We start from the raw sequence: 26,089 nt of genomic DNA, 5'->3' as shown, positions 1-26,089 counted from the left end.
TTAGAGTGCGTTTTGTACGGCCTTGGCCAATTCATCAGGCTGGAACTTGGCGATAAAATTGTTCGCACCAACTTTCTGCACCATTGCCTGGTTGAATACTCCACTGAGCGAGGTATGCAGAATAACATGCAAATCCTTGAGATTGGGATTATTCCGGATCTCGGCAGTGAAGGTATAGCCATCCATTTCCGGCATTTCGATATCCGAAATAACCAGCGCAACCTGATCCTTGATAGGACCATTTTTGGTCATTTCCAGCAGCATGTTCAATGCTTCGCGGCCATCTTTTGCCAACACACACTCGACACCGATGGCCTCAAGCGCACGTTGTACCTGTTTGCGTGCCACTGAGGAGTCATCCGCAACAAGAACAGGACGCCCCAGAGTCGGGTGGTCGACACTGGCCTGAACCAACTCCTCACTAACATCCGTTGCAACCGGCGAAATTTCGTTCAATATCCGCTCAACATCAAGAATTTCGACCAACTCGCCGTCGACTTCAGTCACGGCAGTCATGTAGTTGATGCGACCCGCACCTTTGGGCGGAGGCAGGATGGATTCCCAGTTCATGTTGATGATGCGCTCGACCGAATGCACCAGAAAACCCTGAATAGAGCGGTTGTACTCGGAGATGATAATGAAGCATTTGCTCAGGTCATCAATCGGGCGTTTGCCAACCGCCATGCTGAGGTCGATGACCGAGATCGTCTGGCCCCGAATATGTGCGACCCCGCGGATGCAGGAGTTCAGTTTGGGCATCACGGTCAAGGGGGGACACTGCAACACTTCACGCACTTTGAATACGTTGATGCCAAATCTTTGACGTCCATTGAGACGAAACAACAACAACTCCAGCCGGTTTTGCCCCACTAGCTGGGTACGTTGGTTGACCGAGTCCAGGATACTGGCCATAAACACTCCCTAAAAACGCTTGGCATTAATCATGCATGCGTGATGGATTGCGTCAGACTATCGATGTGACAACGAACAGATTCTGAAGCAATCATAGTTAAATATGGTGATATGCGTGAACAACTTATCGACCAACGAGCGAAAATGATTAACCGACTTTTACTCATCAGCCTCTTTTTTGGCAGCATATCTTCCAGCTACGCCTCGGACGTCACTACTTATCTGCAAGAAAAGGCACAAGAGTTCGTTTACAGCCAGCTGGATATTCCGTTGGATGCCAGAGCCGAGGTCACCTCTGCCACGCTGGATGAACGGCTCCCACTGACCCGCTGCGAAGATCTGCTCACTATCAGCTTACCAGCAAAAATGGAAATTCGCCGTAATACAACAGTTTACCTTAAATGTGAGGAAGAGAGGCCCTGGGACGTCTATCTCCCGGTGCGGGTCAGCATTCAAAAACCCTATGTCACTGTGACCAACCCCATCGCCAAGGGGGACCTGCTGAGTGAAAGCCAGCTGGTGTTGGCCTATCAGGATCAGACCCTGATCCGCGGCGACTACCTGACTGACACAGCCCCTCTTGTCGGAGTACGCAGCAAGCGGGAGCTAAAACCGGGGCAACCCATCCGTTTGAGCCAGGTTTGTGTAGTGTGCAAAGGGGATCAGGTCACCCTGACGGCAGAAAACAGCAACTTCCAGATCAAAACCATGGCCCGAGCCTTGCAAGATGGCAGCTTCGGAGAGATCATCAAACTCGTCAATATTCGCTCCGGCAAAACCGTTGAGGGTAAAGTCAGTGCAGTAGGTGCCGTATCGGTCACTTTTTAAATCCGGATCCTTGGCAACTTTTTTCTAAAGTTTTGATCTGCCGCACCGATAAACAGGTAAGCAAACCTTAAAGCAGACGAAGGTAACTAAAATGGCCATCAACAATATCAACAACTTGGCGAATAATCGGTTGCAAAATACCGCTAATAGCCAGGGGACAGGCAGCAAGTCAGTCACCTCATCGCCCGAAAACAAAGCGGCTACTGTCAAGCTGGACTCCGTCTCCTTGACCAGTGAGGCGCAACAATTGCAAAAGATGCAACAAAACCTAAATACCGCCTCGACCGGCAATGAGAGCAAGGTCGAACGGCTGAAAAAAGCCGTCGCGAGTGGCGAATATCAGGTTAACAGCGACGCTGTGGCCAAGAAGATGTTCAGCTTTGAGACCAATCTGGACAAAGTTCTCGGATGATGGATCTGCCTTCGTTACTGCATACCCAGGATGAACACCTCAGCCAGATGCAAAGCATTCTGGAAGAGGAGTTCAGCTTGCTCGAAAAGCATCAGGCACTGGCCCTGCCCGAACTCACCGAGCGAAAACAGCTGCTGCTTGCTGAAATAGAGAGTCTGGATAAACAGCTGGCCCAATGGCCTGAGCTGGCTCAGCAACTGGCGGCTTATCCTGACGAGATGACCCGGATCCGGGAAAAGCTGGATGCCTGTCAGGCACAAAATGATATCAACGGTCGCTTGCTTGAATTGAGCATCGTCTCCAACCGTCGTCTGGCAACCTTTCTGAGTCAGCTGCGCGATCGCAACAGCCTGACCTATGACGCCAAGGGTAATACTCGCTCTGGCACCCGCTCCTACGGTATCAAGGCCTGACATCTCTTATCAGGCCTTGCATTTTTGCTCTCCGTTTTAAAGCTCCAGTCGCAACAGCTCTCGCCCGTTCTCACACGCATTGACGCGCAGTACCCCGTCCTCATAGCACCCGTAACTGGCAGGCAACTCGCCGCGCGGGAAACAGATCGACCCCGGGTTCATCAATACCCGCTCCCCCTGCCACTCCAGCACCGGCACATGGGTGTGACCGCTCAGGAACAGACTACCCGGCGGTAGCTGTACCTCGTCCGGGCGATAAAGATGGCCATGGCTGACAAACCAGCGCCGCTCATCGACCAGCAACTGGTTGTAGGGGGCTGTGATGGGAAAGCGCAACAGCATCTGATCCACTTCGGAATCACAATTGCCCCGCACCGCGATGATTCGCGGTGCCAGCTCGTTGAGCCGATCAGCCACGGCGGCCGGGTTATATCCCTCCGGCAGAGGATTGCGCGGGCCATGGTTGAGCAGATCGCCGAGCAGTAGATAGTGATCCGGCTGCCAGGGCTCAAGTTGGGTCAGCACCCGCTCCAGCGCAATGATGCTGCCGTGGATGTCGGAAATGATGGCAAGTTTCATGAAATGCTCCTCACTGCGGGCTGAAATAGAGATCCTTGGTGGCAATAGTCCCTTTCAAATTCTGGCTGGGCAACCCTCGCAGCGCGGGATCGACCAGTCTCATCTGATTGTAATGATACACGGGGAGGATCGGCGCCTCCTCAAGCAGCAACTGTTCGGCATGCCGGTAGAGTTCAACCCGACTCGCGCTGTCCAGCGTATTGGCCGCCTGCTCCAGCAGCAGATCAAAGTCGGGATTGCAGTAGCCGCTCTCGTTGCGCAGATCCTGACAACGGAAGCTGCCCAGCATGGCTGATGGCTCCACGTAATCGCCAAACAGAAAGCTTCTGGCCACCTGAAAATCACCGCTATCCTTGGCCACCTGATAGGCGCCCCACTCCAGACTGTTGAGAGTGACCTGTACCCCCAGCTTCTGCCACATGGCGGCAATGGCCATCGCCATCTGCTTGTGGGTTTCGGCGCTGTTGTAGGTGATGCTCAGCTTGAGTGGATTGGCACTGTTATACCCGGCCGCTGACAACAACGCTGCCGCTTTGGCCTGGCGGGTCGGCATATCTTCAAGCGCCACAGGCAATATCACCCGAGGGTAACCCGGCATCTCCGGCAACAGCGACCATGCCGCCTGTTCATCCTGCCCGCTCACCGATCCAATGAGCTGCTGTCGATCAACCGCCATGGAGAGCGCCTGACGCACCCGCACATCCTGCAGTTCGGGGCGTTTCAGATTGAACGCATAGAGATAGGTGCCAAACAGCGGCAAGCCCCAGAGCCGCTCCGGAGATTCGCGCTTCATCTTCTGGTAATAGCCGAGGGAGACCTTGTTGGTGAGCTGTATTTCACCAGCCTCATAGCGCAGCCGTTCGGCATGTTGCGAAGTGATAGGCAGATAGGTGACCCGTCCGATACGGGTGTGAAGGTCATCCCAGTAGTGGATATTGCGCTCGGCTTCTATCTGCTCGTTTGGCGTCCAGCTTGCCAGCCGGTAAGCACCATTGCTCACCAGCTTGCCGGGCTCGGTCCATTGTTTGCCAAATTTGGCTATCGCCTTCTGGTTGACTGGCACAAAGGGGCGCTGACTGATGAGCTGCAGGAAATAGGGAGCCGGCCGCTCCAGGGTGATTTTCAGGATCTGATCGCTTTGCGCTTCAATGCCCAGATTGCCGAGCTCCAGCGCGCCGGCATAGATGGATTGCGCATTGTTGATCCCCGTGGCCAGCAGCAATCCGGCAGAAGGGGAGTTGATGGCCGGATCGAGCAGACGGCGCCATGCATAGACGAAATCAGCGGCCACCAGCGGCTCGCCATTGGACCATTTCAGTTGAGGGCGCAGGAAGAATCGCCACTCCAGCCCATCTTCACTCACCTCCCAGCGCTGTGCCTGAGCAGGGACGATATTCCCCTGCCCATCATCACTGACCAGCCCTTCAAACAGATCGACCAGCACGGCCTCCCCCGGAAAACCGGAGCGCACCAGCGCCGGATCCAGCGACTCCGGCTCGGCACCGTTGCCCTTTACCAGGGTTTGCCGCTCGGCAAGCAGAGGCTGCTGCTCAACGGTGGTGGCATGGGCCAGGGGCCCTGCCAGCACGGCAAGTAATAGCGGGGAGAGCCAGCGTTGCGCCAGCTTGGGGAAGAAACCATACCTCATGACAAAACCTCGAATAACACCACTGCAGGAGGGGAAGGCCGACGGCGCGCCTGATGAATGCCTGATGCCGCTCTTGTTATCCCCGAAAACGCCCCGTATTGTATCGGGCTTGCCCGGGAGATGGAGTCTTTCGGGTTAATTTTTTCAGGAGTTTTTATGGGTTATGAGTGGCTGGCCCTCGCATCGGCCAGTTTATGGGCAATTGCAGCGCTAATTTCGGTCAAACCGGCCCGTCATCTCGGCGCATTTGCCTACAGCCGCTGGCGCATGTTTCTGGTCAGCCTGATGCTCGGCACTATGAGTCTGCTCACCGGTGGCTGGCAAACCCTCACCGCAAGCGCCCTGCCCCTGCTCGCCATCTCGGGGCTGATCGGCATCTTCGTGGGCGATACGGCGCTGTTTGCCTGCATGAACCGGTTGGGGCCAAGACGCAGTGCCCTGCTCTTCTCCTGCCATGCGCTGTTTTCCGCCCTGCTTGGACTCTGGCTCTTTAATGAACAGCTGACGGGCTGGCGACTGCTGGGGGCCATGCTGGTCTTTGCCGGCGTAATGCTGGCGATCCTGTTTGGCAGACGCAGTAGCAGCAACGAGTGGGAGCAGATCCGTGGCAATCTGGCGCTGGGAATTGGCCTTGGCCTGACGGCGGCACTGTGTCAGAGCGTGGGAGCCATCATCGCCAAACCGGTGATGATGAGTGGTGAGGTGGATGCGGTGAGTGCATCGGGTATCCGGATGGGCAGTGCCCTGCTGGCCCATTGCGTCCTTCGGCTGGGGCGCTTGCCGCTGGCCATGCCGCTCAAACCGGTCAATCGCCATATCCTCGCCATGATTGCCACCAACGGTTTTCTGGCGATGGGGCTGGGGATGACGCTGATCCTGATGGCGCTGCGGCAGGGCGAGGTGGGCATGGTGGCCATTCTCTCCTCTACCACGCCGGTACTGCTGCTGCCGCTGTTGTGGTGGCACTCGGGGGAGCGGCCATCCATTGCCGCCTGGGCGGGTGCACTGATTGCCACCCTGGGCACGGCGCTGGTGCTGGGTTTCAGCACTCACTGACACCCGGCACCATCCCTGATTAGAACAGGGCAATCTCCTCAGCGGTCAGCTCGCGGTATTCACCGGGTGCCAACTCTTCATCCAGCGTCAGACCGCCCACCCGCTCGCGATGCAAGCCAACGACCTTGTTGCCGATGGAGGCAAACATCCGCTTGACCTGATGGTACTTGCCTTCGTGGATGGTCAGGCGGGCCTCGCACTCGCCGAGAATTTCCAGCTGGGCAGGACGGGTTTTATCGGTCTCGTTACGCAGGTAGACCCCTTCGGCGAACAGCTCGATTGCATCCGGGCTCACCGGATCGGCCAGCCAGACGTGATAGGTCTTGGCACACTCGTGGCGCGGCGAGGTGATGCGGTGGGACCATTGGCCGTCGTCGGTCACCAGCACCAGACCCGTGGTATCGAGGTCGAGGCGCCCCACTACATGCAGCTTGCCCATCGCCGGCTCATCCATCAGGAAGAAGACGGTCGGGTGATCCGGATCCTCGTTGGAGCAGACGTAACCTTCCGGTTTGTGCAGCATGAAATAGCGGTTGCGCTGCTCCAGCGTCAGCAACACGCCGTCAAACTCGATCTGGCTCTGCTCATTGATATGAAAAGCGGGCTGCTTGACCACAATGCCATCCACCATGACCTCACCCTGACGGATCAGTTTGCCTGCCAGCGAGCGGGTCAAATCGGAACAATCGCACAGAAATTTATCAAGCCGCATTCACAACCTCGGAGTCCAACAAGTAAAGGGGCGTCATTATATCGGGCGGGGGCGACAACGCCACTGTTAAGGGGTTGCCAATTATGACGAACTGGTCATCCGATGTTACACTTCTCCGGTGTGACCCATCCGAACGATACTCATAATAATAAGAGTCAGGAAGCCTTCATGAAGTCTCAAGCATCCTATCCCGTCATTCCCGTCAACCAGCTAAAACCCGGCATGTATGTCATTGCTATCGCCAGCCAGACAGGTGGGATGGAGATCGCCCAGATGGGCTTGGTGACTAGCGTGGCGCAAATTGCCAATCTGGTGCGTCAGGGGGTGCTCACGGTACGCATCGATCTGGCCCGCAGCAAGCTGGGCAGTGCCGAAAGTGACGCCGTTACCTCCCCCGATCTCAATGCCAACAGCGCCCAGGTAGGGCGCCGTGCCAGTGCCAACGGCGAAGGACGGGAGCTTAAAATCCGCCGCCTCTATCAGGAAGCGCGCGAGCTGCAAGGCAAGTTCATTCGCCACCTCAAAGCGGGTGAACCCATCGACATCACCCCGCTGGCCGAAGTCGCCGAAGAGATGGTGGACACCATGTTCACCCACGGCGATGCCATGCTCTGTCTGGCTCGAATTCGCGCCAAGGATGCCTACCTGATGGAACACTCCATGAACGTGGCCATTCTGCTGGCTAACTTCGGCCGCTATCTGGGGCTTGAGCGCAGCGTGCTCAAGGAGTTGACCCTGGGTGGCCTGCTGCACGACGTGGGCAAGATCATGACCCCGGACGAGGTGCTCCACAAACCGGGCAAGCTGACCGATGAGGAGTTCGCCATCATGCGCCAACATGTGGTGCACAGTTACGAGATCCTCAGCAATACCCCTGGCATTACCCCCACCATGCTGGAGGTGGCCGCCAACCACCACGAGCGGCTCGATGGCTCCGGCTACCCGCAACGACTGAAGGGGGAGCAGCTCTCCCTCTATACCCGGATGAGCGGCATCGTCGATGTCTATGATGCCATCACCGCGGATCGGGTCTACAAAGCAGGTATGCAGCCGACCCAGGCCTTCCGCATTCTGCTCAAGGGGATCAATCAGCACTTTGATGCCGAACTGGTTACCAAGTTCATCAAGTGCATGGGGGTCTATCCGGTGGGCACTCTGGTACAGCTCTCAAACCAGCGCCTGGCTATCGTGATGCAGCGCAACGAGCAGCAGCCGCTCAAGCCAGTGGTCAAGGTGATCTATCACGCCACCCAGCGTCACTACCTCGATGTACAGTGGCTGGATCTGGCCAAGTCAGGGGTGCAGGAGAGCATCGAAAACACGGTCGACCCCAAAGAGTTTGGCATCAACCTCGCCAATTTCTTCTAAATCTCTCACCTCAGATATTCATGATTGGCGCTGGCTGTCGAGCCAGTGCCGGATCAGAAACTCCTCATCCAGCGGCGAGAGATCAAAACGCAGGCTGGCCTCTTCAATGGCGGCGATATCGTGCTGGTGGTGCTCGCTGAGCCAACGCACCGCACGACGCAAATCTTCACCATGGGGGAGCAGCAGATGGTCGCTCATGGGATACCTCCGGTAGACTGCAGGGCGGCCCGCGAATGTAGCCACCTGTTTCCAGTCTAGTCGGTCAATCCCCATCACCCGCGCTTCTTCACCCTCCCCCTCTCAATCACGGCAATCAGCTTGTCACCGGGATCAGCGACCGAAGGCGCGCTGCCAATCCTGATCAAACTTCGCCAATGCCGCATCCACCGCCGGCACGTTCAGCAACTGCTCGGCCACATCGAGCGGCAATGTGATGGATTGGCAACCGGCCAGCAGGCAGTCAAGGGCCTGACGGGGAGTGCGAAATGACGCCGCCAGCACTTTGCTGTTCGGGGCGTGCAACTCAAGCAGCTGTTGCAACTCCTGCACGGTGGCAATGCCATCGCCGCCCTGGGCATCCAGCCGGTTAACGTAGGGCGCGACATATTCCGCCCCCGCCACCGCCGCCAGCCAACCCTGCAGCGGGGTATAGACAGCGGTGCCCAAAGTCGGCACACCGTTGGCGGTCAGGCTCTTGATGGCAGCCAGCCCCTCTGCGCATACCGGGATCTTGATAACCAGATCCGGGTCCAGTTCACGCAGGGCGAATGCCTCGCGCACCATCTCGGTTTCGGTTTTGGCCATCACCTGGGCAAACAGGCGCGCCTTGGGGCCCAGCACGTCGCGCAGGGCGGGCAGCAGCTCACAGAGCGACAATCCCCCGGCGGCAGTAATGGAAGGATTGGTGGTGACACCGGCCAACGGCAGGATCCGTGACCAGCGACGCACTGCCGCCACATCGGCGGTATCGAGATACAGCTCCATCTCTAACTCCTTAACGGGATGTTCAATATGTCGCCATTCTAGCGATAAAACATCTGCAAACAGTTTGATCGAAATCAAATCAATTTTCGAATGAAAGCAAATAGAATGCAAATACAAAAGGAGGCGGTATGATTTTCGACCTGCAACGATATTCAACTCACGACGGCCCCGGCATTCGCACCTTGGTGTTTCTCAAGGGGTGCTCGCTGGCCTGTCTGTGGTGTCAAAACCCGGAAAGCCGCTCTCCCAAGCCGGACATACTACTCGACCGGCGCCAGTGCATCGAGGGATGCCAGCTCTGCAGCCAGGCGTGTCCGGCAATCTTGCGTGACAGCGAGGGCATCCAGCTCAACCGTTCTGCCTTCAAGGCCGATGATATGGAACGGCTGCGCGGCCTCTGCCCCAGCGAAGCGCTACAGGTGTGCGGCCGCGATGAAACCCTGGACACCCTGATGGACACCATCTTGCGGGATCGCCCCTTCTTCGAGCGCAGCGGCGGTGGCGTCACCCTCTCCGGTGGCGAACCGTTTATGCAGCCCGACTTTGCCGCCGCCCTGCTGGCCCGCTGCAAGGCCAAAGGGCTGCACACCGCAATCGAGAGCTGCCTCCATGTGCCCTGGCACCAGATTGAGCCAAGTCTCCCCTCACTGGATCTGATGCTGGCGGATCTCAAACACGTGGATCAAGAACGATTCTTCCACTGGACCCGCGGCAAGGTGGAGCTGCCCATCGCGAACCTCAAACGCCTCGCCGAGCACGGCGTGCCGATGCAGATCCGGGTGCCGCTCATTCCCGGCTTCAATGCCGACCGCGCATCGATCAGTGCCATCACCGACACCGCCGCCAGCCTCGGCACGGTGCAGGAGATCCACTTCCTCCCCTACCACACCTTAGGCGTGGGCAAATATGCCCTGCTGGATCTGCCCTATCAGGCGCCGGAGACACCGCTCGACGACCCCGATTTACTCAGCTTTGCCCATGCATACGCCCAACGTCAGGGGCTGACCCCTGTGACCAAAGGATAAGATCATGACCCAGCTCGACCTCAATACCCTCAGCCCGCGGATCCGCGCCCACAAAGAGAGCCTGATCCACATCGTTCAGCCGCCGGTCTGCACCGAGCGTGCCCGCCACTACACCGAGGCCTATCAGGCTCATCTCGCCCGGCCACTACCAGTGCGCCGCGCCCTGGCGCTGGCCCATCACCTCAAGGAGCGCACCATCTGGATCAAGCACGACGAGCTTATCGTCGGCAATCAGGCCAGTCAGGTACGGGCGGCGCCACTGTTTCCCGAATACACGGTGAGCTGGATTGAGAAGGAGATCGACGAGCTGGCAGACCGTCCCGGCGCCGGTTTTGCGGTCAGCGAAACCGACAAGGCGATCATCCACGCCCTAACCCCCTTCTGGCGCGGCCAGACGGTGCAGGATCGCTGCTTCGGCCTCTTTACCGACGAGCAGAAAGCGCTGCTGGAGAGCGGCATCATCAAGGCCGAGGGCAACATGACCTCGGGGGATGCCCACCTCTCGGTCAACTATGAGCAGCTGCTCACTCTGGGTCTCGATGGCTTCAAGGCCAAGGTGGCCGAGCGCCGCAGTCGGCTGGATTTGGCGGATTGGGCCGATCTGCAGCGCGAGCAGTTCCTGCACGCCGTCGCCATCACTCTGGATGCGGTCAGCGCTCACATCTCGCGCTACGCCGCACTTGCCCATGATATGGCAGCACAGGAATCTCGCCCCGAGCGCCGAAACGAGCTTGAGACCATCGCGCTCAACTGCGCCCACATCGCCCACCAGCCCCCCGAGACCTTCTGGCAAGCGCTGCAGCTCTGCTACTTTATCCAGCTCATCCTGCAGATCGAATCCAACGGCCACTCGGTGTCGTTTGGCCGGATGGATCAGTACCTCTACCCCTGGTATCGCCGCGAGGTGGAGCTGTCGGAATCCCTGTCACGCCCCCGCGCCATCGAACTGCTGCAAGGGTGCTGGCTCAAGTTGCTGGAGGTGAACAAGATCCGCTCCGGTACCCACTCCAAGGCCTCTGCCGGCAGCCCGCTCTATCAGAACGTCACCATCGGCGGCCAGAACTGGCGGGATGGTGCAGCCCATGACGCGGTCAATGGCCTCTCCTACGCGATTCTGGAGTCCTGCGGCCAGCTGAGATCCACCCAACCCAACCTCTCGGTGCGCTACCATGCCGAGATGAGCGAGGATTTCCTCGACGCCTGCATTCAGGTGATCCGCTGCGGCTTTGGCATGCCCGCCTTCAACAACGACGAGGTGGTGATCCCCGAGTTCATCAAGCTCGGGGTGAGCGTGGAGGATGCCCACCACTACGCAGCCATCGGTTGCATTGAGACCGCCGTGCCCGGCAAGTGGGGCTACCGCTGCACCGGCATGAGCTTTATCAACTTCGCCCGCATCCTGCTGGCCTCCCTCGATGGTGGCCGCGATGCCACCACCGGCAAGGTATTCCTGCCCCAACCCCAGTCGCTGCGAGACGGGAGTTTTGGCAACTTTGACGAGGTGATGGCCCGCTGGGATGAGCAGGTGCGCTACTTCACCCGCAAATCCATCGAGATCGACTGCGTGGTCGACAGCGTGCTGGAGGCTCAAGCCCATGACATCCTCTGTAGCACCCTGGTGGATGACTGCATAGAGCGCGGCAAAACCATCAAGGAGGGGGGCGCCGTCTATGACTGGGTCTCAGGTCTGCAGGTGGGGATCGCCAACCTCGGCAACAGTCTGGCGGCCCTGAAGAAACTGGTGTTCGAGCAGGGCGTGGTGGATCAGGCTGAACTGGCTGCCGCGCTGGAGCAGGATTTTGCCGGGCTGGCGGGGGAGCAGCTGCGCCAGCGCCTCACCAATGCCGCCCCCAAATATGGCAACGATCTGGACGAGGTTGACCTGCTGCTGGTGCAGGCTTACCAGAGCTACATCGACGAGCTCAATGGGCTGCACAATACCCGCTTCGGCCGTGGCCCCATCGGCGGCACCTACTATGCCGGCACCTCCTCCATCTCCGCCAACGTGCCCTTCGGTGCCGCCACCATGGCCACCCCGGATGGTCGCCACGCCCGCACGCCGTTGGCGGAAGGGGCCAGCCCGTCGTCAGGTTCGGATCGTCTCGGCCCGACGGCGGTATTCAACTCCATCGGCAAGCTGCCCACGGCGGCCATCCTCGGCGGGGTGCTGCTCAACCAGAAGCTGAGTCCGGCGAGCCTTGAGAACGAGCGGGACAAGGCCAAGCTGATGAGCCTGCTGCGCACCTTCTTCGAGGTGCACAAGGGGTGGCACGTGCAGTACAACATCGTCTCGCGCGAGACCCTGCTGGCGGCCAAAGCCAATCCGGATCAATACCGGGATCTGGTGGTACGGGTGGCGGGCTATTCGGCCTTCTTCACCGCCTTATCCCCGGATGCGCAAGATGATATCATCGCCCGCACCGAGCACAGTCTCTGACGGGGCGCACCCATGGCGCCAGTGACGTCATATGATTGGCAAGCCACCCCACGGGTGGCTTGCCGCTATCCAACACCTTGCATGTGAGCGCACCATGAATCCACGCCACCAACTGATCCTCACTCTGGTCCATCAGGCTCGCAAGATGAGCGTGAGTGAACTCTCCCGACATACCGGCGTGTCTGAGGTGACGGTGCGCAACGACCTCACCGCGCTGGAGAAGCAGGGACTGCTCAGACGGGTACACGGCTCGGCCATGGCGCTGGAGACCGATGACCCGGATGCGCGGATGAACATCAACTTCCTGCTCAAGGAGCGCCTCGCCGAGCGGGCCGCCCAGCTGGTGGAAGATGGTGAGACGGTCTTTATCGAAGGGGGCAGCGCCAACGCCATGCTGGCGCGCCATCTGGCCCTGCACAAACGGGTCACCATCATCACCATCAGCAGCTATATCGCCCATCTGCTCAAAGACACCCCGGCTCAGGTGGTGCTGCTCGGCGGGCTGTTCCAGCATCAGAGCGAGAGCGTGGTAGGGCCGCTCACTCGCCTCTGCATCGAGCAGGTGCACTTCTCCAAGGCCTTCATCGGGGTGGATGGCTTTCATCCCGAGATGGGGTTCACCGGCCGCGACATGATGCGGGCCGATGTGGTCAACAGTGTGCTGGCCAAGGGGATGACCAATGTGGTGATCACCGACAGCAGCAAATTTGGCGCCATCCACCCGAGCCAGCTTGGCGCGCCGGGCCAGATCAACGTGCTGGTTACCGACGATGCCCTGCCCGCCCCCATGCGGGCCGCCATCGCGGCCAAGGGGATCATCCTGCACTGCGTTGCGGCCTAGGCCACCCGCTAATTCACGCTATTTCATTGACCTGACAGGATAAAATTTCCATGATGAGCCAGTCCCCATCGGGACTGACATCACCAGTGTGTGATCTGCAGGAAGCAGACTTCAGGAGAGCAAGGACATGCCATCGACCATCACAGCCGGGGAACGCCGACTCTCCCCTATCATTCGCACCACCGCCATCACCCTGACCCTGTGCTGGAGCCCGTTTGGCTGGAGTGCCACGCTGCCCGCCGACTTGAAGTGGGAGAGCAACAACCAGGATCCTCTCTATGCCGATCCGGCCGCCAAGCGCGGCGGCACCTTTCGCACCTTTATGACCAGCTTCCCCCTGACCCTGCGCAAATATGGCCCCGACTCCAACGGCGGCTTTGCCGGTTACGTGCGGGAAACCAACCTGCCACTGCTGAGCACTCATCCCGTCACCGGCAACCCCATGCCGATGCTGGCAAACGAGTGGGCTTTCGGCACCGACAACAAGACCCTCTATTTTCGCATCAATCCCAAAGCGCGCTGGTCAGACGGCCAGCCGGTCACCGCCGATGACTGGCTCTTTACCCTCAAGATGATGCGCAGCAAAGAGATCAACGACCCCTGGTACAACAACTACTACAGCACCCAGATAGCAGACATCACCAAGTTTGATGATCACACCCTGGCCATCACCAGCGGCACCGAAAAGAGCCGCCAAGATCTGCTCGAGTCACTGCCCATCAGCCCGGAGCCGAGCCACGCCATCAAGCTCACCGCCAACTGGGTCAAGGAGTACAACTGGAAGGTGTTGCCGGTCACCGGCCCCTATCAGCTCGATCAGGTGAAAAAGGGTAAATCGGTCACCTTCAAACGGATTGAAAACTGGTGGGGGGATGACGAGCGCTACTTCCAGCATCGCTTCAATCCTGCGCGGATCGAGATCAAGGTGCTCAGGGATCTGAACATCGCCTGGCAGCACTTCCTGCGCGGCGATCTCGACACCTTCCCGCTGGTGATGCCCAACTGGTGGCACGACAAGACCAAAACCGCGGAGTTCGAGAAGGGTTATATCGGGCGCACCTGGTTCTACAACCAGACTCCGCAATCGCCGATGGGGCTCTATCTCAACACCGCCGATCCGCAGCTGAATAATCTCGATGTGCGGCTCGGGGTCCAGCATGCCCTCAACCTCGACAAGATGCTCACCACCCTGCTGCGGGGGGATTACCAGCGACTCAACAGTTATGGCTCCGGTCAGGGTGAATTTACCAACAGCGAGATCAAGGCCCGTCCGTTCGATCCCAAACTGGCACGGGAATACTTTGCCAAAGCCGGTTTCAACAAAGTGGGGCCGCAGGGGATTTTGCAAAACGACAAGGGGCAGTCACTTACCCTCGCTATCACCTACACCACGGCGGAGCACGCCCAGCGGCTCACGCTGTTGCGGGAAGAGGCCAAGAAGGCGGGGCTTAATCTGGAGCTCAACCTGATGGATGCATCGGCCGGTTTCAAATCGATGCTGGAGAAAAAGCACCAGAGCGCCTGGATGGCCTGGGCGGGCAGCCGCTATCCCGCCTATTGGGAGTTCTTCCACAAGATCAACGCCAACAAACCCCAGACCAACAACATCATGAACATCGATGACGACGCCATCACAGCCTTGGTGGAGCAGTATGACAAGGAGTTCGACTTTGCCAAAAAGGCGGCCCTGTCACGGCAGATCCAGCAGCGGCTCTATGAACTGGCCAGCTTCGTGCCTGCGTATCAGGTGCCCTACACCCGGGAAGGCGCATGGCGCTGGATCAAACTGCCAAAAGTACCTGCAACCCCCAAGAGCGAGCAACTTTACTGGCCCCTCGGTGGCGACAACAGCGGTTACAGCTATGGCGGTCTGCTATGGATTGATGAAGAGCTAAAATCCGAGACCAGGGCAGCTATCAAGAGTGGCAAGATCTTCCCGGCCGAGCCCATCATCGACACCACTTATCGCCAGCCCTGATTGCATCAGCCCATCGGCAAAAGTCCTTAAAACAAAAGACCCCGCCAGATAGCGGGGTCTTTGTTGGCAACCAGTGTTGCGAATAGCTCGGTGATCAGCCGCGCTTGGCCTGCTTCTCGGCAATGGCGTCAGCCACGTCGGCCGGCTCCAGTACGATGCCTTCCTGATCCGGGGTCGGGAACACGGCAACACACAGCTCGTCCTGCTCCATACCGTCAACCCAGCGCTCCAGCCACACCTTGAGGGTGATGGACTGCGGCTTGCAATCGGCCCACTCACCTTCGGCCCACGCCTTGGCGTACTCCGGGTGCGGCCATACCGGGATGCAATCTTCATCATCGGTGGTCAGCATCATGACGCCATGCTCGTCAGTCAGGACGAACAGCTCTTCATGCTCGACCAGCTTGCTGATGAAGTGATCGTAACGGTAATCAGCGTTCAGTTGCAGCGCGGCATTGCGCTCGGTGTCGCTCAGTTCATAGCTCATTGGCCAAGTCTCTCTCTCGATAAAGGGCGCCATGTTCACATCTTGTCGTCAGCTTGTCCAGCTTGCAGCCCCTTGGCACCGGATGGGGAGGACAATGACGCAAATAAGGATAGAGCAGCCTCCTCGATAGCGAGGCCGCCAGCCATCATATTGCCCCTTTTACAGCGCAGGGGTGATCAGCTCCACATCAGGCTGCTCGCTCAGCTTTTGCCGCAGCCAGTAGGCGGACTCTACCTCGACAAAGCAGAGCAGATCCCGGCCATTGGCCGCCATCGCCATCAGCTGATCAAAACGCAGCTGTTGTTGCTGCTCCCAGGCGGCAGCAAGTTTCACCCCGTGGGCCTCATCCACCACTTCGCGGCGCAACTCGAACAGGTTATCGGTGATCGGGCTGTTGATCTTGGCGGCGCAGTGCCAGTACATCAGCAGGTTATCCATCATCTCGCTGTCGTAGTTGGCCAGTGCATCCAGCTCGGGTGTATCACCGCTGTCGCTGGCGGCAAAATCGCACCAGCCCGCATCGAGTGACGCCAGCTCATGAGCCCCATTGGCATGCTTGCGCAACAGTGCAATGTCAGCCCCCTTGCGTGCAGGTAACCACACCTCGCCCTGATGGGCATCCAGCAGGGACGTCAACGAAGCAGCGGGGTAAACCGGAAAGCGGGTACAAAGTGAATGCAGCAGGGATACCAGAGTGATCTTGACCATGAGCGATACCTTGAACAGGGCGAACAGCCACCAATAGACCGTCCGATATAAAGAAGTGCCCTATCCTACCACGTTTGGTCCGGCTCGGCCCTTGGCGAAGCTGTCAGCCAACCATCTGATTACGCCGAAAAAAACAGCATTTGAAACGCAGCATCCAGTCAAAGGTCAATAATTTGAGCCAGCGCCCACTAAAGTGGATCCGGGGATGCTAGTTTGCATACATCTTTAGCGTAAGGAGTAAATCCATGATTGGGATCGACCAGGTTTCTAACGAATTCGTGAACGATTTGAAAATACTGGCATGCTTTGATCCGGCCAACATGAGCCTGGGGATTAAATTACGCAGCGATATGTCTGAAGAGTTGTGCCAGGCGGCAGCCCGTCTGCATCAACAGGGGCTCATCAGCGCAGAAGATGGCGGCTATCTCACCCCGTTTGGCATGACCATGGTTGAACACCTGCAACATCTGTTGGTCGCACTCAAACCGCTTTGACCGGCTGTGGTGCCCAGAGCGAAAAATTGAGTAGCTCCCAGCGCTCCCCTTGGTGAAGATGACAGGCAAACAGCAAAGGACCTTCGGGTCCTTTTACTTTGCCATCCACCAGCCACTCCCCCTCCCTTTCAGGTACCAGTCGCGCATTTACCTCATCGGGTTGCAGCGCAGCACCTATTCGGACCTGGACAAATTGCTGGCAGATCACCTGCGCTTCCATCGCGGATTGAACCGGTACCGGCGCATCGGAAGTCGGAGTCAAGGTGGCAGCAAGCAGGAGCGATAGCAGCATGATTCAGCACATGGGAGTCAGTAGCAGAAGCCAGATAAACAAAAAGCCGTGGCACCAGAGGTACCACGGCTTTCTTAAATTCTGTAAGAATTACAGAGCGGTTACGTTCTCAGCCTGCGGGCCTTTCTGACCTTGGGTCACAGAGAACTGTACGCGCTGACCTTCAGCCAGGGTACGGAAACCGTTACCTTGAATGGCGCTGAAGTGAACGAAAACGTCCGGGCCGTTTTCTTGCTGGATGAAGCCAAAACCTTTGGTTTCGTTGAAAAACTTAACGGTACCGGTGATCATGTTAGACATATCTTTTAAACCTGTATTCAAAATAATTACTTATGCTTTTCAGCGGGTAAAGCTCAAAAAACGGGATTAACTTATGAACAACAGGACAAGATGTGAAACATCGTATTCATTGACATAACTATCGCCCTTTCAAGCTGGTTTGGATTATACGTGGCTTTGTAGATTACGCAAACAAATTTGTGCCCTGCCAATGACAGGGCACAAACCGTTATAAGGTGGCTGCTTCCAACGCTTCGACCAGCGCTCTGAGAAAACGAGCCGCCTCGCCGCCGGTGCAGGCTCTGTGGTCAAATGTCATCGACAGCGGCAATGCCCTTACGGGACGCGCTTCACCATGGATGAACACCACTTTTTCGAACAGTTTGCCAGCCCCTATGATGGCCACCTGCGGCGGCGTGACAATGGGGCTCGCATAGCGGCCTGCGATAGCACCGAAGTTGGTGAGCGTAATGGTCGCCCCCTGCAACATCTCGCGCGGCACGGCGCGCGCCTTCACATCGGCGATCATCCGATCCAGCCCCTGCCGGATATCTGCCCCCTCCCGTTCGGCCACGTTCTCCATCACCGGCACATAGAGGCCATGCTTTGAATCCACAGCGATGGCTACATTAACCTCTTTGAACAGCCGCCGTGACAGGGTGTCGCCATCAAACCAGGCATTCATCGAGGGCTCTGCGCGGCACGCCACGCCAATGGCCTTGATAAGGCGCACCGTCACATCCTCATCAGGGCGCCAGTGACGCAAATCCACCTCATCGGTGATGCTGACCGGCACCACAGTCTGATGAGAGAGCTCCATCGCCTTGGCCATGGCCCTGCGCGACCCTTTGAGGAATTCGTTGCCACTGCTCTGCTGTGACTCGAATGCCTGCTGCACATCCAGCTCGGTCACCATGCCGCCGCTGCCACTTCCCTTGATCCGGTCGATATACAGACCCAGTTTTTGTGCCAACAGTCGCACCGCAGGCATGGCTTGCACCAGCGATCCCCCCGGGGCAATGGCCCCCACCACAAAATGATCCTCGATATGTTGCTGATGGGCGCTCACCTTGCCCACCACGGTGCCATCATCTTCGCCCCCCTCGAACTCCACCAGCGGCGCACCGATATGGAGGATATCCCCCTCGGCGCCGCAGAGACGGGCGATCACCCCGGCCACCGGAGAGGGGACATCCACCAGCGCCTTGGCCGTTTCCACCGACAACAGCACCTGATCGACCGCAACGGTATCACCGGCACTCACCTTCCACTCGACGATCTCGGCTTCGGCCAACCCTTCACCCAAATCCGGTAATTTGAAAAATTTCATAGCCACTGGTTCTCCATCAGCTGGTGAGCGGCATCGGCGATATCCTGCTCGGTGATGAGGTAATACGCCTCGTTGCGATAGTAGGGGACGGCGGCATCCACCCCGGTCAACCGTTTGGGTGGCGCCTTGAGGCTGGGAAGTGCCTGCTCGGTCACCCGCGCCACAATTTCGGCCCCGACCCCGAAGCTGCCACACGCCTCATGTACCACCAGTAAACGGCCGGTCTTGCGCACCGAAGTGAGGATGGTCTCCATATCCAGCGGCTTGATGGTGGCCAGATCCAGCACCTCGCACTGGATATCCTGCTCGGCCAGCAGGTTAGCCGCCCGCATCACCTCCTGAATGCAGGCCCCCCAGGCCACTACCGTGATATCCCGGCCCGGGCGCAGGGTGAAGCAGACATCCAGCGGCAAGCCGACACCGTCATCCACCACCTCGGATTTCATCGAGCGATAGATGCGATCCGGTTCGAAAAACATCACGGGATCCGGATCGCGGATGGCCGAGAGCAGCAGGCCATAGGCGCGTCTCGGGCTGGAGGGGATCACTACCCGTAGCCCAGGGATATGGGCAAACAGCGCCTCGACACTCTCGCTGTGATGTTCAGGCGAATGAATGCCCGCGCCATACGGGGAGCGATAGACGAGGGGACAGGAGAGGCGGCCACGGGTGCGGTTTCGCATCCGCGCCGCCTGACAGATGATCTGCTCCATCCCGGGGAAGATAAAGCCCTGAAACTGGAACTCAGCCACCGGCTTGAGCCCCTGGGTCGCCATGCCGACCGCCACCCCGGCGATCAATCCCTCGGCCAGCGGCGTGTCGATCACCCGCTTGAAACCGAACTTGTCGCGCAGGCCCACGGTGGCGCGAAACACCCCGCCGTTGACCCCCACATCCTCGCCGAGCACCACCACATCCGGGTCATGCTCCATCTCGTAGTGAAGGGCCATGTTGACCGCTTCCAGCAAACTGATCTCACTCATGGCCAACCTCCTGCTTCATCCCCTTGGCAATCACTCGCTCGCGCTGGGGCACGAGTTCGGCGGGCAGGCTGGCGTAGTGATAATCGAGCATCGCCTCCGGCGGCTGGGGCGCCATCGTCTCATAACGGGCGACCGCCTGCTCTACCTCCCGGGTAGCCTCCGCCAGCAGGCTCTGCTCCTGCTCTTCATCCCACCACCCCTGGCTGTGCATAAACTGGCGCAGCCGCTTGACCGGCTCTTTCGCCCAGGCGGCCTCGACCTCGGCCCCATCGCGATAGCGAGTGGCATCGTCGGCCGTGGTGTGATCGCCGAGGCGATAACTGACCGCTTCTATCAGGGTCGGCCCCTTGCCGCTGCGGGCCCGTTCGACGGCACTGCGCGCGGCATCGTAGACCGCGACCACATCGTTGCCATCCACCTGCAGGCTGCGCACCCCTGCACCAATCCCCTTTTGGGCCAGCGTAGGAGCGCTCGATTGTAGCTTGCGCGGCACCGAGATAGCCCACTGGTTGTTGTTGACGATGATGACCATCGGCAAGTGCCAGACACCGGCGCAGTTGAGCCCCTCCAGAAAATCCCCCTTGGAGGTGCCGCCGTCGCCGATGGTGACTACGGCAACCCGCGGTTGATTACGCAGTTTGAAAGCCGAGGCAATACCGCAGGCGTGGGTGATCTGGGTGGCGATGGGGACGCAGATGGGGAGATCTTCAGAGGGAGTTCCATCGGGTTTGAGAAAAAAACTGCCCCGCTCGTCACCACCCCAATATTGCAGGTTTTTCTCCATCGGCACGCCACGCACATAGAGGGTGGGCATGTCCCGATAGTAGGGAACGTAGACATCCTGCGGCTGCATGGCGAGACCAATGCCAATCCCCACGGCTTCTGCGCCGAGATGGGAGGGAAAAGTACCGAGTTTGCCGGTTCGTTGCAGCGCAATCGCTTTTTTGTCATAGCTGCGCACCATCACCATATTGCGGTAAAAGGTGTGCAGTATCGCCTTGTCCAGCCAGGTCGGTAAGGTGGCGACCGGGCACCCTTCCGCATCGAGGTAACGAAGGAAAGGGATGTCGACATGGGTCATAACTGGCTCCTTGCCGTTGTGAGCGTCACCGATGCTGGTGACACCTAGATGTAAATACCTTGTTAAATAAAAAGCAAAGGGATTTACTCAGGTAAGACCAGTAGAAACTTCTTTAAAGTAGCAAAGGAGCTGAATTTTCGGCGATGAGTGGCAAGGTATGCCGTAAATGGTGCAACTTTGCAGCGCTGAATGCAGGATGCAAAATGTGAAAAAGGGGAGCCTTGCTCCCCCATTGAGTTACTTCAGTTAGCTGTTACTTCTTGTCAGGGGTTACTCCAACCAGCAGTTACGCCAGCCAGTGTTGCAGCTGGCTGGCCATGCCAGCTGGCAGCAAGTGAGCGCGGCTTAGCAAGTGGCTGCGCCAGGGCTCGGCCAGCAAAGTCGGGCAAATTCGCATCTCCCGTCCCCGGTCAGTCACGCGCACCAACCTGTCGATGAGGGTCTCCAGCGGCGGATGCGTCGGCCAGTGGGGATAGAGGTCAGCAGTTGTGATATCGGCCAACTCGCACACCCGCTCCTCTTCCTCATCTCCCTTTCCATCAACCATTGGCCAGGGGTGAAGCACCTGCAGCCAGCCCGGCCGTGCAGCCTCCAGCAACTGGCCCAGCGTCGGCTGCGCAAAGTGGGGATCCCCTGCTGCTTTGAGCAGATGGCGCGCCCCTGCCAGCACCACCACGCCGCGCGGGGGAAGTGTTAGAAGATAGTCGGCCAGCGCCTGATCCCGCCCCCTGTTGTGCTGCTGCCAGCGCTCCGGGCTCATCTCCTGCCACTCGAATAAGGGCTCGCAGAGATGCACCAGTAGCCGCATATGTTTAGGGCGCACCAGATTGCTCTGGCGCAGAGCGGAAAAGAGAGCCGGAAACTCGGGGGCCATCCAGGCGGGAAAGGCGCAGGAGTCGAGCCAGACCGGATAGAGTCGTGCCAGCGTCAGCGGCGCCCCCTGCCAGCACTCCTCCCCCGCCAGCCAGGCATCGAGCAAGCCCTGATGATGGCGATTGCCGCACTCCAGCACCAGATCAGTCATAACTCCCCAGAGCGCCGGATCACACAGCCAGGCGTGCTGGCGCCGGATAAAATCCGGGTGCCAGTGCGGCTCCCCCAGCCCCACCGACTTGCCCGCCAGCAAGGCTTCCCGGATGGCAGCAACCGGGGTCATGCGCCCCCCTCCTGCCGGATGTGCGGTTGTTGCCAGACCCCATCGGCCCGCGCACCAATAAGGACACCGACCTTCGCCAGCCAGTCGGGATGCACCATCTCCTGATGCAGGCAGGGGAAGCGCTCATAGCGGATTTCCCCTTTTGTCAGCGGCTCCCAGCCACGTCCATCCAGCCAGGGCTGGCGGGAAGCTGATGCTTCGATAAAGATCACCTCCCCGTGGTAGCAGTAGTCGACCGGCTCACGGATCAGCCGGTTGTTGTGGCCCACCAGCTCAATCATGGCGCTCACCACCTGCTCGTCGAGCATAGCCAGCGCACTCCCCTCCGCCCCCAGTCGGGCCACCACCTCGTCTCGAGTGAGGGAGTCGAGCGCCTCATCCGCAACCGCAATGCCCCCCATTCGCAGCAGCGCATCGAGCATCCGCTGCTCGTCGGGCAGCGGCTGGGTCTGCCACTGCTGACAGGGGTAGGCATCGAGCAGCAGCACAATGGCCACCTCTTGTCCCTGCTCTTGCAGCATGGCGGCCATCCGGTGCACCAGCATGCCCCCGAGGGACCAGCCGAGCAGCCAGTAGGGCCCCTCGCTCTGCTGACGACGCAGCTCGGTCACATAATCGAGGGCCAACTCGTCGAAGCTGGCGGGCAGCGGCGCATCCGGTTGGCAGAGCGCCCGCGCCTGCAGGGCATAGACCGCCATGTCGGTCGGCAGATGGGGCACCAGCGGCGCATAACACCAGCCGAGCCCCCCTGCAGGATGGACGCAAAAGAGGGTGGGCCCTGATACGCCGGACTGCGCACCGGGCGCCCGCAAGGGCAACAGCATGGGCATGGCCTCCCGCTCGCCGCCAAGACGACGCGCCAGCTGGGCTGGGCTCGGCGCTTCGAACAGACTGGCCAAAGTGAGCACCTGTCCGGTCGACTCTTCAATGCGCACCACCAGTTGCGCCGCCAGCAGGGAGTGGCCGCCGAGGGCAAAGAAGTTATCGTCGGCGCCGACCCGCGCCAGCCCCAGTATCTCGGCGAAGAGGCGACAGAGCCGCTCCTCCAGCAGGGTCTTCGGCAGTGACTGACCCACCGCCGACGCCATATCGGGCAGCGGCAGCCCCTTGCGATCCAGCTTGCCATTGGGGGTAAGCGGCAGCTCAGCCAGGTTTACCAGGAGCCCCGGTACCATGTAGTCGGGCAAGGCAGCGCCAAGGGCAGGTGTAAGCTCGGCCAGCGTCAGCTCTGTGCTATCTGCGGCCACCACATAGGCCACCAGACGGCGATCGCCGGGGGCAAATTCGGGGGCCAGCACCACCGCCTGCGCCACCCGGGGATGGCGCAGCAGCACCTGTTCGATCTCCTCCAGCTCGATGCGCTGGCCGCGGATCTTCACCTGAAAATCAAGGCGCCCCAGATACTCGATAGCGCCATCCTCGCGCCAGGCGGCCAGATCGCCGCTGCGATAGAGCCGTCCCGCGCCGAAGGGGTTGGCAATAAAGCGCTCGGCGGTGAGCTCGGGCTGGCCAAAGTAGCCCTCCGCCACCTGTACACCGCCGATCCAGAGCTCCCCCTCCACACCGGGCGGCACCGGCTGCAACCAGGGGTCGAGAATGTGGATGCAGGTATTCCAGACCGGATAGCCGATGGGCACGCTGGTCACCGCCTCGTCTGCCCGGCAGGGATACCAGGTGACATCCACCGCCGCCTCGGTCGGGCCATAGAGGTTGTGCAGGGGGGCTGAAAATGCCCCATACCAGCGCTGCACCAGATCCGCGGGCAGCGCCTCGCCGGAGCAGAAGACTTGCCGCAGGGCGCAGCAACGGGCAGGCTCGGCCTGCGCCACGAAGATCTGCAGCATGGAGGGGACAAAGTGCAAGGTGGTGATCCCGGCCTGCTCAATCAGCTCGGCAAGGTAGGCGGGGTCCTTGTGGCCGCCCGGTTTGGCGAGCACCAGCCGCGCCCCGGTCATAAAGGGCCAGAAGAACTCCCAGATGGAGACATCGAAACCGGCCGGGGTCTTTTGCAGCACCCGATCCGCCGGGCCGATGGGATACATATGCTGCATCCAGAGCAGTCGGTTGACGATGGCGCCGTGGCTCACCACCACCCCTTTGGGCCGACCGGTCGAGCCGGAGGTGTAGATGATGTAGGCCGCATCTTCCGGCTTGGGGACAGGCAGATCACAAGGTGCTATCGCCGTCACGTCTATCGTCTCCAACTGCTCTGCCACACTGGTGGCATCGAGGCAGACGAGTGGCGCCGCCACGTCGAGCGGCATTTTAAGCGTACGACTGGTCAACACCAGCACAGGATCGCTGCTGGCAAGAATGTAGCCGATCCGCTCCGCCGGATAGTCCGGATCAACGGGCACATAGACGGCCCCCACCGCCATGATGGCCTGCTGGGCGAGAATAAGCTCGGGAGAGCGCGGGATCACCACCGCCACCCGGCAACCGGGGCCCACGCCTCTCCCCGCCAGATAGCTGGCCAGCTGGCGGGTTCGCTGGCGCAACTCGGCCACACTCCAGTGCTCGGCGCCACACTCCAGCGCGATGGCGCTCTGTTCCGCCGCCGCCAGCCCCTCGGCCAGCAGTGCGCTCAGGGTGGTGGTCGGCAACGGATGGTCGGTTTGGTTCCAGCGCGCCAGCTCAGCCTGCTCGCAAGGCAGCAGCAGCGGCAAGCGCACAGCCAGGGCCTCGTCATCCGCCTCACTCCAGGCCGCCAGATAAGCTACCAATCGGGCCAGATGACGTTCGCTCTCCTGTTGGCTGAAGCGCCCCTGATGTGCTTCAAAGGTCAGGGTTATCACGCCTGCCTCCTCGGCAAAGTAGAAGGCGCACTCCTCCACCGGCCCCGCCGCCAGCACCTCTACCTCGCCACGAACCTGGTTGTCTCCTTCACCAAAGCTGAGGGTACGGGCAAAGGGCATCAGATTGACCTGAGGGCCAAACAACGGCTGGCCCGGCTGGCGCTGTTGCAACCACTCCTGACGGCAGCCCTGATGACGACGCAGGGCGGCAAATTGCCGCTCGACCTGTACCAGCAACGCCCCTACCCGGCTGGTGCCGCTCAACTCGATGCGCAGGGGCACCACATTGACCTTCATGCAGGGGGTATCGGCCGCCAATGAGCCAAGCCGCCCCATCAGCGGAATACCCAGCACCACCTCGCCAGCGCCGCTCATCCGCAGCACATAACTGGCCACCGCCGCCAGCAGCAGGCTGTAGGGGTGGCAGAGCGAGCGACTCGCCCGCTCTACCAATGCCTGCCACTGGCGGCCAGCCAGCCGCTGTTCAAGACGATAGGTGGGGCCCGGCCCTTGCGCCGGACGGCGGGAGAGCGACGCCGGGTTCTCCATCCCGGCCAGCTGCTGCATGAAGAAATCGCGATCCCGCGCGGCGCGTGGCGAATCCTGATAGGCCGCCTCTTCAGCCAGCAACTCCTGCTGGGTCGCATAACGACAGGGGGCAGGCTGCTCGCCGGCACAGAGCGCCTCATACCAATTTGCCACCCGCTGGCAGAGCAGGCTCAGGCCAAAGCCGTCGATAGCGATATGGTGCACGGCGATAAACCAGGCCCACCGCCTCTCGCCGAGGCGATAGAGGGTGGTGGCAAACAGCGGCCCCCCGGCCAGATTGAAGGGAACTGCCAGCTGCGCACGCATCTCGGCCTGCGCGACTGCAAGCGGGTCGGCTTCGCTGCGCAGATCCCGCTCGGTCAGTTGCCAGCAAGCGGGATTGGCCACCATCTGCGGGCCATCGACAGTGGCAACAAAGGCGCAGTGCAGACCGGGGATCTCGTCGATGGTCTGGCGTACCGCGCGGGTGAAGTGATGGGGAGCCAGCGCCCCCTCCAGCAGCCAGTACTCGCCGGTATTGCAGGCGGGGCTCTGCGGGTATTTTTGCTGGGCAAACCAGATGCCCGCCTGAGCGGTGGTTAGCGGCCAGCGCGGCTGCTCCCCACGCTGGCGAGTGGCGCGCATCGCCATTGTCTGTTCCATGGAAATGTCCTTGCGCAAACATCAAGCGGGCAGTGAGTTGCTCCTGCCCGCATGGCTGAAAAGCGAGGAGGTAAGGCCTCCTCCATAAAGAGAGTGTCAC

25 protein-coding genes are annotated in these 26,089 nt (G+C 59.8%); 10 read left to right on the top strand and 15 right to left on the bottom strand.

Translation table 11 applies throughout. The features are described 5' to 3' along the window. On the bottom strand, positions 1 to 912 hold the full coding sequence (locus tag AB5Y83_RS01480; RefSeq protein ID WP_005334174.1) for a chemotaxis protein CheV: 912 nt from the start codon (positions 910 to 912) through the stop codon (positions 1 to 3). A 144-nt stretch (positions 913 to 1,056) separates the two neighbouring features. On the opposite strand from AB5Y83_RS01480, the gene flgA reads away from it, so the two are divergent. The 3 genes from flgA to AB5Y83_RS01465 all read left to right on the top strand — a co-directional run bounded on the left by flgA (position 1,057) and on the right by AB5Y83_RS01465 (position 2,565). Continuing rightward, positions 1,057 to 1,740 carry a flagellar basal body P-ring formation chaperone FlgA gene (gene flgA / locus AB5Y83_RS01475; RefSeq protein WP_005334175.1) on the top strand — a complete coding sequence of 228 codons (684 nt, stop codon included), beginning with the start codon at positions 1,057 to 1,059 and terminating at the stop codon, positions 1,738 to 1,740. 91 nt (positions 1,741 to 1,831) lie between these two features. Then, a complete protein-coding gene (gene flgM, locus AB5Y83_RS01470; RefSeq protein ID WP_021231062.1) occupies positions 1,832 to 2,152 on the top strand; it encodes a flagellar biosynthesis anti-sigma factor FlgM in 321 nt (106 codons plus the stop codon). After that, positions 2,149 to 2,565, top strand: a complete 417-nt coding sequence (locus tag AB5Y83_RS01465) for a flagella synthesis protein FlgN (protein ID WP_021231063.1) — start codon at positions 2,149 to 2,151, stop codon at positions 2,563 to 2,565. The genes flgM and AB5Y83_RS01465 overlap by 4 nt, the downstream gene beginning before the upstream one ends. A gap of 36 nt (positions 2,566 to 2,601) precedes the next feature. Here the strand turns inward: AB5Y83_RS01465 and yfcE are convergent, their stop codons facing one another. Together yfcE and AB5Y83_RS01455 are read right to left on the bottom strand one after the other, a co-directional pair. Then, entirely contained in the window at positions 2,602 to 3,144 is a 543-nt protein-coding gene (gene yfcE, locus AB5Y83_RS01460) for a phosphodiesterase (RefSeq protein ID WP_021231064.1), read from the bottom strand. A gap of 10 nt (positions 3,145 to 3,154) precedes the next feature. After that, entirely contained in the window at positions 3,155 to 4,792 is a 1,638-nt protein-coding gene (locus AB5Y83_RS01455) for a peptide ABC transporter substrate-binding protein (protein WP_021231065.1), read from the bottom strand. A gap of 156 nt (positions 4,793 to 4,948) precedes the next feature. On the opposite strand from AB5Y83_RS01455, the gene AB5Y83_RS01450 reads away from it, so the two are divergent. After that, positions 4,949 to 5,848, top strand: coding sequence for a DMT family transporter (locus AB5Y83_RS01450; protein WP_201990399.1), 900 nt, complete (start codon positions 4,949 to 4,951; stop codon positions 5,846 to 5,848). A 19-nt stretch (positions 5,849 to 5,867) separates the two neighbouring features. Here AB5Y83_RS01450 and rsuA read toward each other — a convergent pair whose 3' ends face one another. Further along, positions 5,868 to 6,560, bottom strand: a complete 693-nt coding sequence (gene rsuA / locus AB5Y83_RS01445; RefSeq protein WP_005359501.1) for a 16S rRNA pseudouridine(516) synthase RsuA — start codon at positions 6,558 to 6,560, stop codon at positions 5,868 to 5,870. A 168-nt stretch (positions 6,561 to 6,728) separates the two neighbouring features. Here rsuA and AB5Y83_RS01440 point away from each other — a divergent pair, with 168 nt between their 5' ends. Continuing rightward, positions 6,729 to 7,928, top strand: coding sequence for an HD-GYP domain-containing protein (locus AB5Y83_RS01440; RefSeq protein ID WP_005350638.1), 1,200 nt, complete (start codon positions 6,729 to 6,731; stop codon positions 7,926 to 7,928). 18 nt (positions 7,929 to 7,946) lie between these two features. Here the strand turns inward: AB5Y83_RS01440 and AB5Y83_RS01435 are convergent, their stop codons facing one another. Then, positions 7,947 to 8,126, bottom strand: coding sequence for a hypothetical protein (locus AB5Y83_RS01435; protein WP_128816504.1), 180 nt, complete (start codon positions 8,124 to 8,126; stop codon positions 7,947 to 7,949). A gap of 132 nt (positions 8,127 to 8,258) precedes the next feature. After that, entirely contained in the window at positions 8,259 to 8,912 is a 654-nt protein-coding gene (gene fsa / locus AB5Y83_RS01430; protein WP_279487424.1) for a fructose-6-phosphate aldolase, read from the bottom strand. 128 nt (positions 8,913 to 9,040) lie between these two features. Here fsa and AB5Y83_RS01425 point away from each other — a divergent pair, with 128 nt between their 5' ends. From AB5Y83_RS01425 to AB5Y83_RS01410, 4 genes are all read left to right on the top strand, one after another. Then, the gene (locus tag AB5Y83_RS01425; RefSeq protein WP_368174574.1) at positions 9,041 to 9,937 is read left to right on the top strand and encodes a glycyl-radical enzyme activating protein; all 897 of its coding nucleotides are present in this window, start codon (positions 9,041 to 9,043) and stop codon (positions 9,935 to 9,937) included. A gap of 4 nt (positions 9,938 to 9,941) precedes the next feature. Next, a complete protein-coding gene (locus tag AB5Y83_RS01420; protein WP_368174573.1) occupies positions 9,942 to 12,374 on the top strand; it encodes a formate C-acetyltransferase/glycerol dehydratase family glycyl radical enzyme in 2,433 nt (810 codons plus the stop codon). Between the two features lie 94 nt (positions 12,375 to 12,468). Further along, entirely contained in the window at positions 12,469 to 13,215 is a 747-nt protein-coding gene (locus AB5Y83_RS01415) for a DNA-binding transcriptional regulator YciT (protein ID WP_181224371.1), read from the top strand. Positions 13,216 to 13,342: 127 nt separating this feature from the next. Beyond that, positions 13,343 to 15,193, top strand: coding sequence for an extracellular solute-binding protein (locus AB5Y83_RS01410; protein WP_368174572.1), 1,851 nt, complete (start codon positions 13,343 to 13,345; stop codon positions 15,191 to 15,193). 94 nt (positions 15,194 to 15,287) lie between these two features. Here the strand turns inward: AB5Y83_RS01410 and AB5Y83_RS01405 are convergent, their stop codons facing one another. After that, on the bottom strand, positions 15,288 to 15,680 hold the full coding sequence (locus tag AB5Y83_RS01405; protein WP_005334204.1) for a DUF2750 domain-containing protein: 393 nt from the start codon (positions 15,678 to 15,680) through the stop codon (positions 15,288 to 15,290). Positions 15,681 to 15,839: 159 nt separating this feature from the next. Further along, positions 15,840 to 16,388 carry a hypothetical protein gene (locus tag AB5Y83_RS01400; protein WP_021231074.1) on the bottom strand — a complete coding sequence of 183 codons (549 nt, stop codon included), beginning with the start codon at positions 16,386 to 16,388 and terminating at the stop codon, positions 15,840 to 15,842. A 245-nt stretch (positions 16,389 to 16,633) separates the two neighbouring features. On the opposite strand from AB5Y83_RS01400, the gene AB5Y83_RS01395 reads away from it, so the two are divergent. Continuing rightward, a complete protein-coding gene (locus AB5Y83_RS01395) occupies positions 16,634 to 16,882 on the top strand; it encodes a TIGR02647 family protein (protein ID WP_005334209.1) in 249 nt (82 codons plus the stop codon). On the opposite strand, the gene AB5Y83_RS01390 is transcribed toward AB5Y83_RS01395, so the two are convergent. The 7 genes from AB5Y83_RS01390 to AB5Y83_RS01360 form a co-directional block, all read right to left on the bottom strand. Further along, positions 16,869 to 17,174 (bottom strand): hypothetical protein, encoded by a 306-nt coding sequence (locus AB5Y83_RS01390; protein ID WP_021231075.1) that lies wholly within the window; start codon positions 17,172 to 17,174, stop codon positions 16,869 to 16,871. The genes AB5Y83_RS01395 and AB5Y83_RS01390 overlap by 14 nt on opposite strands. 90 nt (positions 17,175 to 17,264) lie before the next feature. Continuing rightward, positions 17,265 to 17,474: a cold-shock protein gene (locus tag AB5Y83_RS01385; protein ID WP_005302803.1), complete on the bottom strand. Its 210-nt coding sequence runs from the start codon at positions 17,472 to 17,474 to the stop codon at positions 17,265 to 17,267. Positions 17,475 to 17,682: 208 nt separating this feature from the next. Beyond that, complete coding sequence (locus AB5Y83_RS01380) at positions 17,683 to 18,783, bottom strand: dihydrolipoamide acetyltransferase family protein (RefSeq protein WP_368174571.1); 1,101 nt, start codon at positions 18,781 to 18,783, stop codon at positions 17,683 to 17,685. Then, entirely contained in the window at positions 18,780 to 19,766 is a 987-nt protein-coding gene (locus AB5Y83_RS01375) for an alpha-ketoacid dehydrogenase subunit beta (RefSeq protein ID WP_021231077.1), read from the bottom strand. The genes AB5Y83_RS01380 and AB5Y83_RS01375 overlap by 4 nt, the downstream gene beginning before the upstream one ends. Further along, positions 19,759 to 20,847, bottom strand: a complete 1,089-nt coding sequence (pdhA, locus tag AB5Y83_RS01370; RefSeq protein ID WP_368174570.1) for a pyruvate dehydrogenase (acetyl-transferring) E1 component subunit alpha — start codon at positions 20,845 to 20,847, stop codon at positions 19,759 to 19,761. The genes AB5Y83_RS01375 and pdhA overlap by 8 nt, the downstream gene beginning before the upstream one ends. A gap of 286 nt (positions 20,848 to 21,133) precedes the next feature. Next, a complete protein-coding gene (locus AB5Y83_RS01365; RefSeq protein WP_368174569.1) occupies positions 21,134 to 22,003 on the bottom strand; it encodes a hypothetical protein in 870 nt (289 codons plus the stop codon). After that, positions 22,000 to 25,989 (bottom strand): amino acid adenylation domain-containing protein, encoded by a 3,990-nt coding sequence (locus tag AB5Y83_RS01360; RefSeq protein ID WP_368174568.1) that lies wholly within the window; start codon positions 25,987 to 25,989, stop codon positions 22,000 to 22,002. The genes AB5Y83_RS01365 and AB5Y83_RS01360 overlap by 4 nt, the downstream gene beginning before the upstream one ends. Positions 25,990 to 26,089: the final 100 nt, after the last annotated feature.

This window comes from Aeromonas sp. R5-4 (assembly GCF_040908215.1).
GTDB lineage: Bacteria > Pseudomonadota > Gammaproteobacteria > Enterobacterales > Aeromonadaceae > Aeromonas > Aeromonas veronii.
This window is presented reverse-complemented; position numbering and strand designations above follow the sequence as displayed.

What these genes read in the sequence shown, in the direction of transcription:
- AB5Y83_RS01480 (WP_005334174.1), bottom strand. Translation starts at nt 912, where the DNA reads ATGGCCAGTATCCTGGACTCGGTCAACCAACGTACCCAGCTAGTGGGG.
- flgA (WP_005334175.1), top strand. Translation starts at nt 1,057, where the DNA reads ATGATTAACCGACTTTTACTCATCAGCCTCTTTTTTGGCAGCATATCT.
- flgM (WP_021231062.1), top strand. Translation starts at nt 1,832, where the DNA reads ATGGCCATCAACAATATCAACAACTTGGCGAATAATCGGTTGCAAAAT.
- AB5Y83_RS01465 (WP_021231063.1), top strand. Translation starts at nt 2,149, where the DNA reads ATGATGGATCTGCCTTCGTTACTGCATACCCAGGATGAACACCTCAGC.
- yfcE (WP_021231064.1), bottom strand. Translation starts at nt 3,144, where the DNA reads ATGAAACTTGCCATCATTTCCGACATCCACGGCAGCATCATTGCGCTG.
- AB5Y83_RS01455 (WP_021231065.1), bottom strand. Translation starts at nt 4,792, where the DNA reads ATGAGGTATGGTTTCTTCCCCAAGCTGGCGCAACGCTGGCTCTCCCCG.
- AB5Y83_RS01450 (WP_201990399.1), top strand. Translation starts at nt 4,949, where the DNA reads ATGGGTTATGAGTGGCTGGCCCTCGCATCGGCCAGTTTATGGGCAATT.
- rsuA (WP_005359501.1), bottom strand. Translation starts at nt 6,560, where the DNA reads ATGCGGCTTGATAAATTTCTGTGCGATTGTTCCGATTTGACCCGCTCG.
- AB5Y83_RS01440 (WP_005350638.1), top strand. Translation starts at nt 6,729, where the DNA reads ATGAAGTCTCAAGCATCCTATCCCGTCATTCCCGTCAACCAGCTAAAA.
- AB5Y83_RS01435 (WP_128816504.1), bottom strand. Translation starts at nt 8,126, where the DNA reads ATGAGCGACCATCTGCTGCTCCCCCATGGTGAAGATTTGCGTCGTGCG.
- fsa (WP_279487424.1), bottom strand. Translation starts at nt 8,912, where the DNA reads ATGGAGCTGTATCTCGATACCGCCGATGTGGCGGCAGTGCGTCGCTGG.
- AB5Y83_RS01425 (WP_368174574.1), top strand. Translation starts at nt 9,041, where the DNA reads ATGATTTTCGACCTGCAACGATATTCAACTCACGACGGCCCCGGCATT.
- AB5Y83_RS01420 (WP_368174573.1), top strand. Translation starts at nt 9,942, where the DNA reads ATGACCCAGCTCGACCTCAATACCCTCAGCCCGCGGATCCGCGCCCAC.
- AB5Y83_RS01415 (WP_181224371.1), top strand. Translation starts at nt 12,469, where the DNA reads ATGAATCCACGCCACCAACTGATCCTCACTCTGGTCCATCAGGCTCGC.
- AB5Y83_RS01410 (WP_368174572.1), top strand. Translation starts at nt 13,343, where the DNA reads ATGCCATCGACCATCACAGCCGGGGAACGCCGACTCTCCCCTATCATT.
- AB5Y83_RS01405 (WP_005334204.1), bottom strand. Translation starts at nt 15,680, where the DNA reads ATGAGCTATGAACTGAGCGACACCGAGCGCAATGCCGCGCTGCAACTG.
- AB5Y83_RS01400 (WP_021231074.1), bottom strand. Translation starts at nt 16,388, where the DNA reads ATGGTCAAGATCACTCTGGTATCCCTGCTGCATTCACTTTGTACCCGC.
- AB5Y83_RS01395 (WP_005334209.1), top strand. Translation starts at nt 16,634, where the DNA reads ATGATTGGGATCGACCAGGTTTCTAACGAATTCGTGAACGATTTGAAA.
- AB5Y83_RS01390 (WP_021231075.1), bottom strand. Translation starts at nt 17,174, where the DNA reads ATGCTGCTATCGCTCCTGCTTGCTGCCACCTTGACTCCGACTTCCGAT.
- AB5Y83_RS01385 (WP_005302803.1), bottom strand. Translation starts at nt 17,474, where the DNA reads ATGTCTAACATGATCACCGGTACCGTTAAGTTTTTCAACGAAACCAAA.
- AB5Y83_RS01380 (WP_368174571.1), bottom strand. Translation starts at nt 18,783, where the DNA reads ATGAAATTTTTCAAATTACCGGATTTGGGTGAAGGGTTGGCCGAAGCC.
- AB5Y83_RS01375 (WP_021231077.1), bottom strand. Translation starts at nt 19,766, where the DNA reads ATGAGTGAGATCAGTTTGCTGGAAGCGGTCAACATGGCCCTTCACTAC.
- pdhA (WP_368174570.1), bottom strand. Translation starts at nt 20,847, where the DNA reads ATGACCCATGTCGACATCCCTTTCCTTCGTTACCTCGATGCGGAAGGG.
- AB5Y83_RS01365 (WP_368174569.1), bottom strand. Translation starts at nt 22,003, where the DNA reads ATGACCCCGGTTGCTGCCATCCGGGAAGCCTTGCTGGCGGGCAAGTCG.
- AB5Y83_RS01360 (WP_368174568.1), bottom strand. Translation starts at nt 25,989, where the DNA reads ATGGAACAGACAATGGCGATGCGCGCCACTCGCCAGCGTGGGGAGCAG.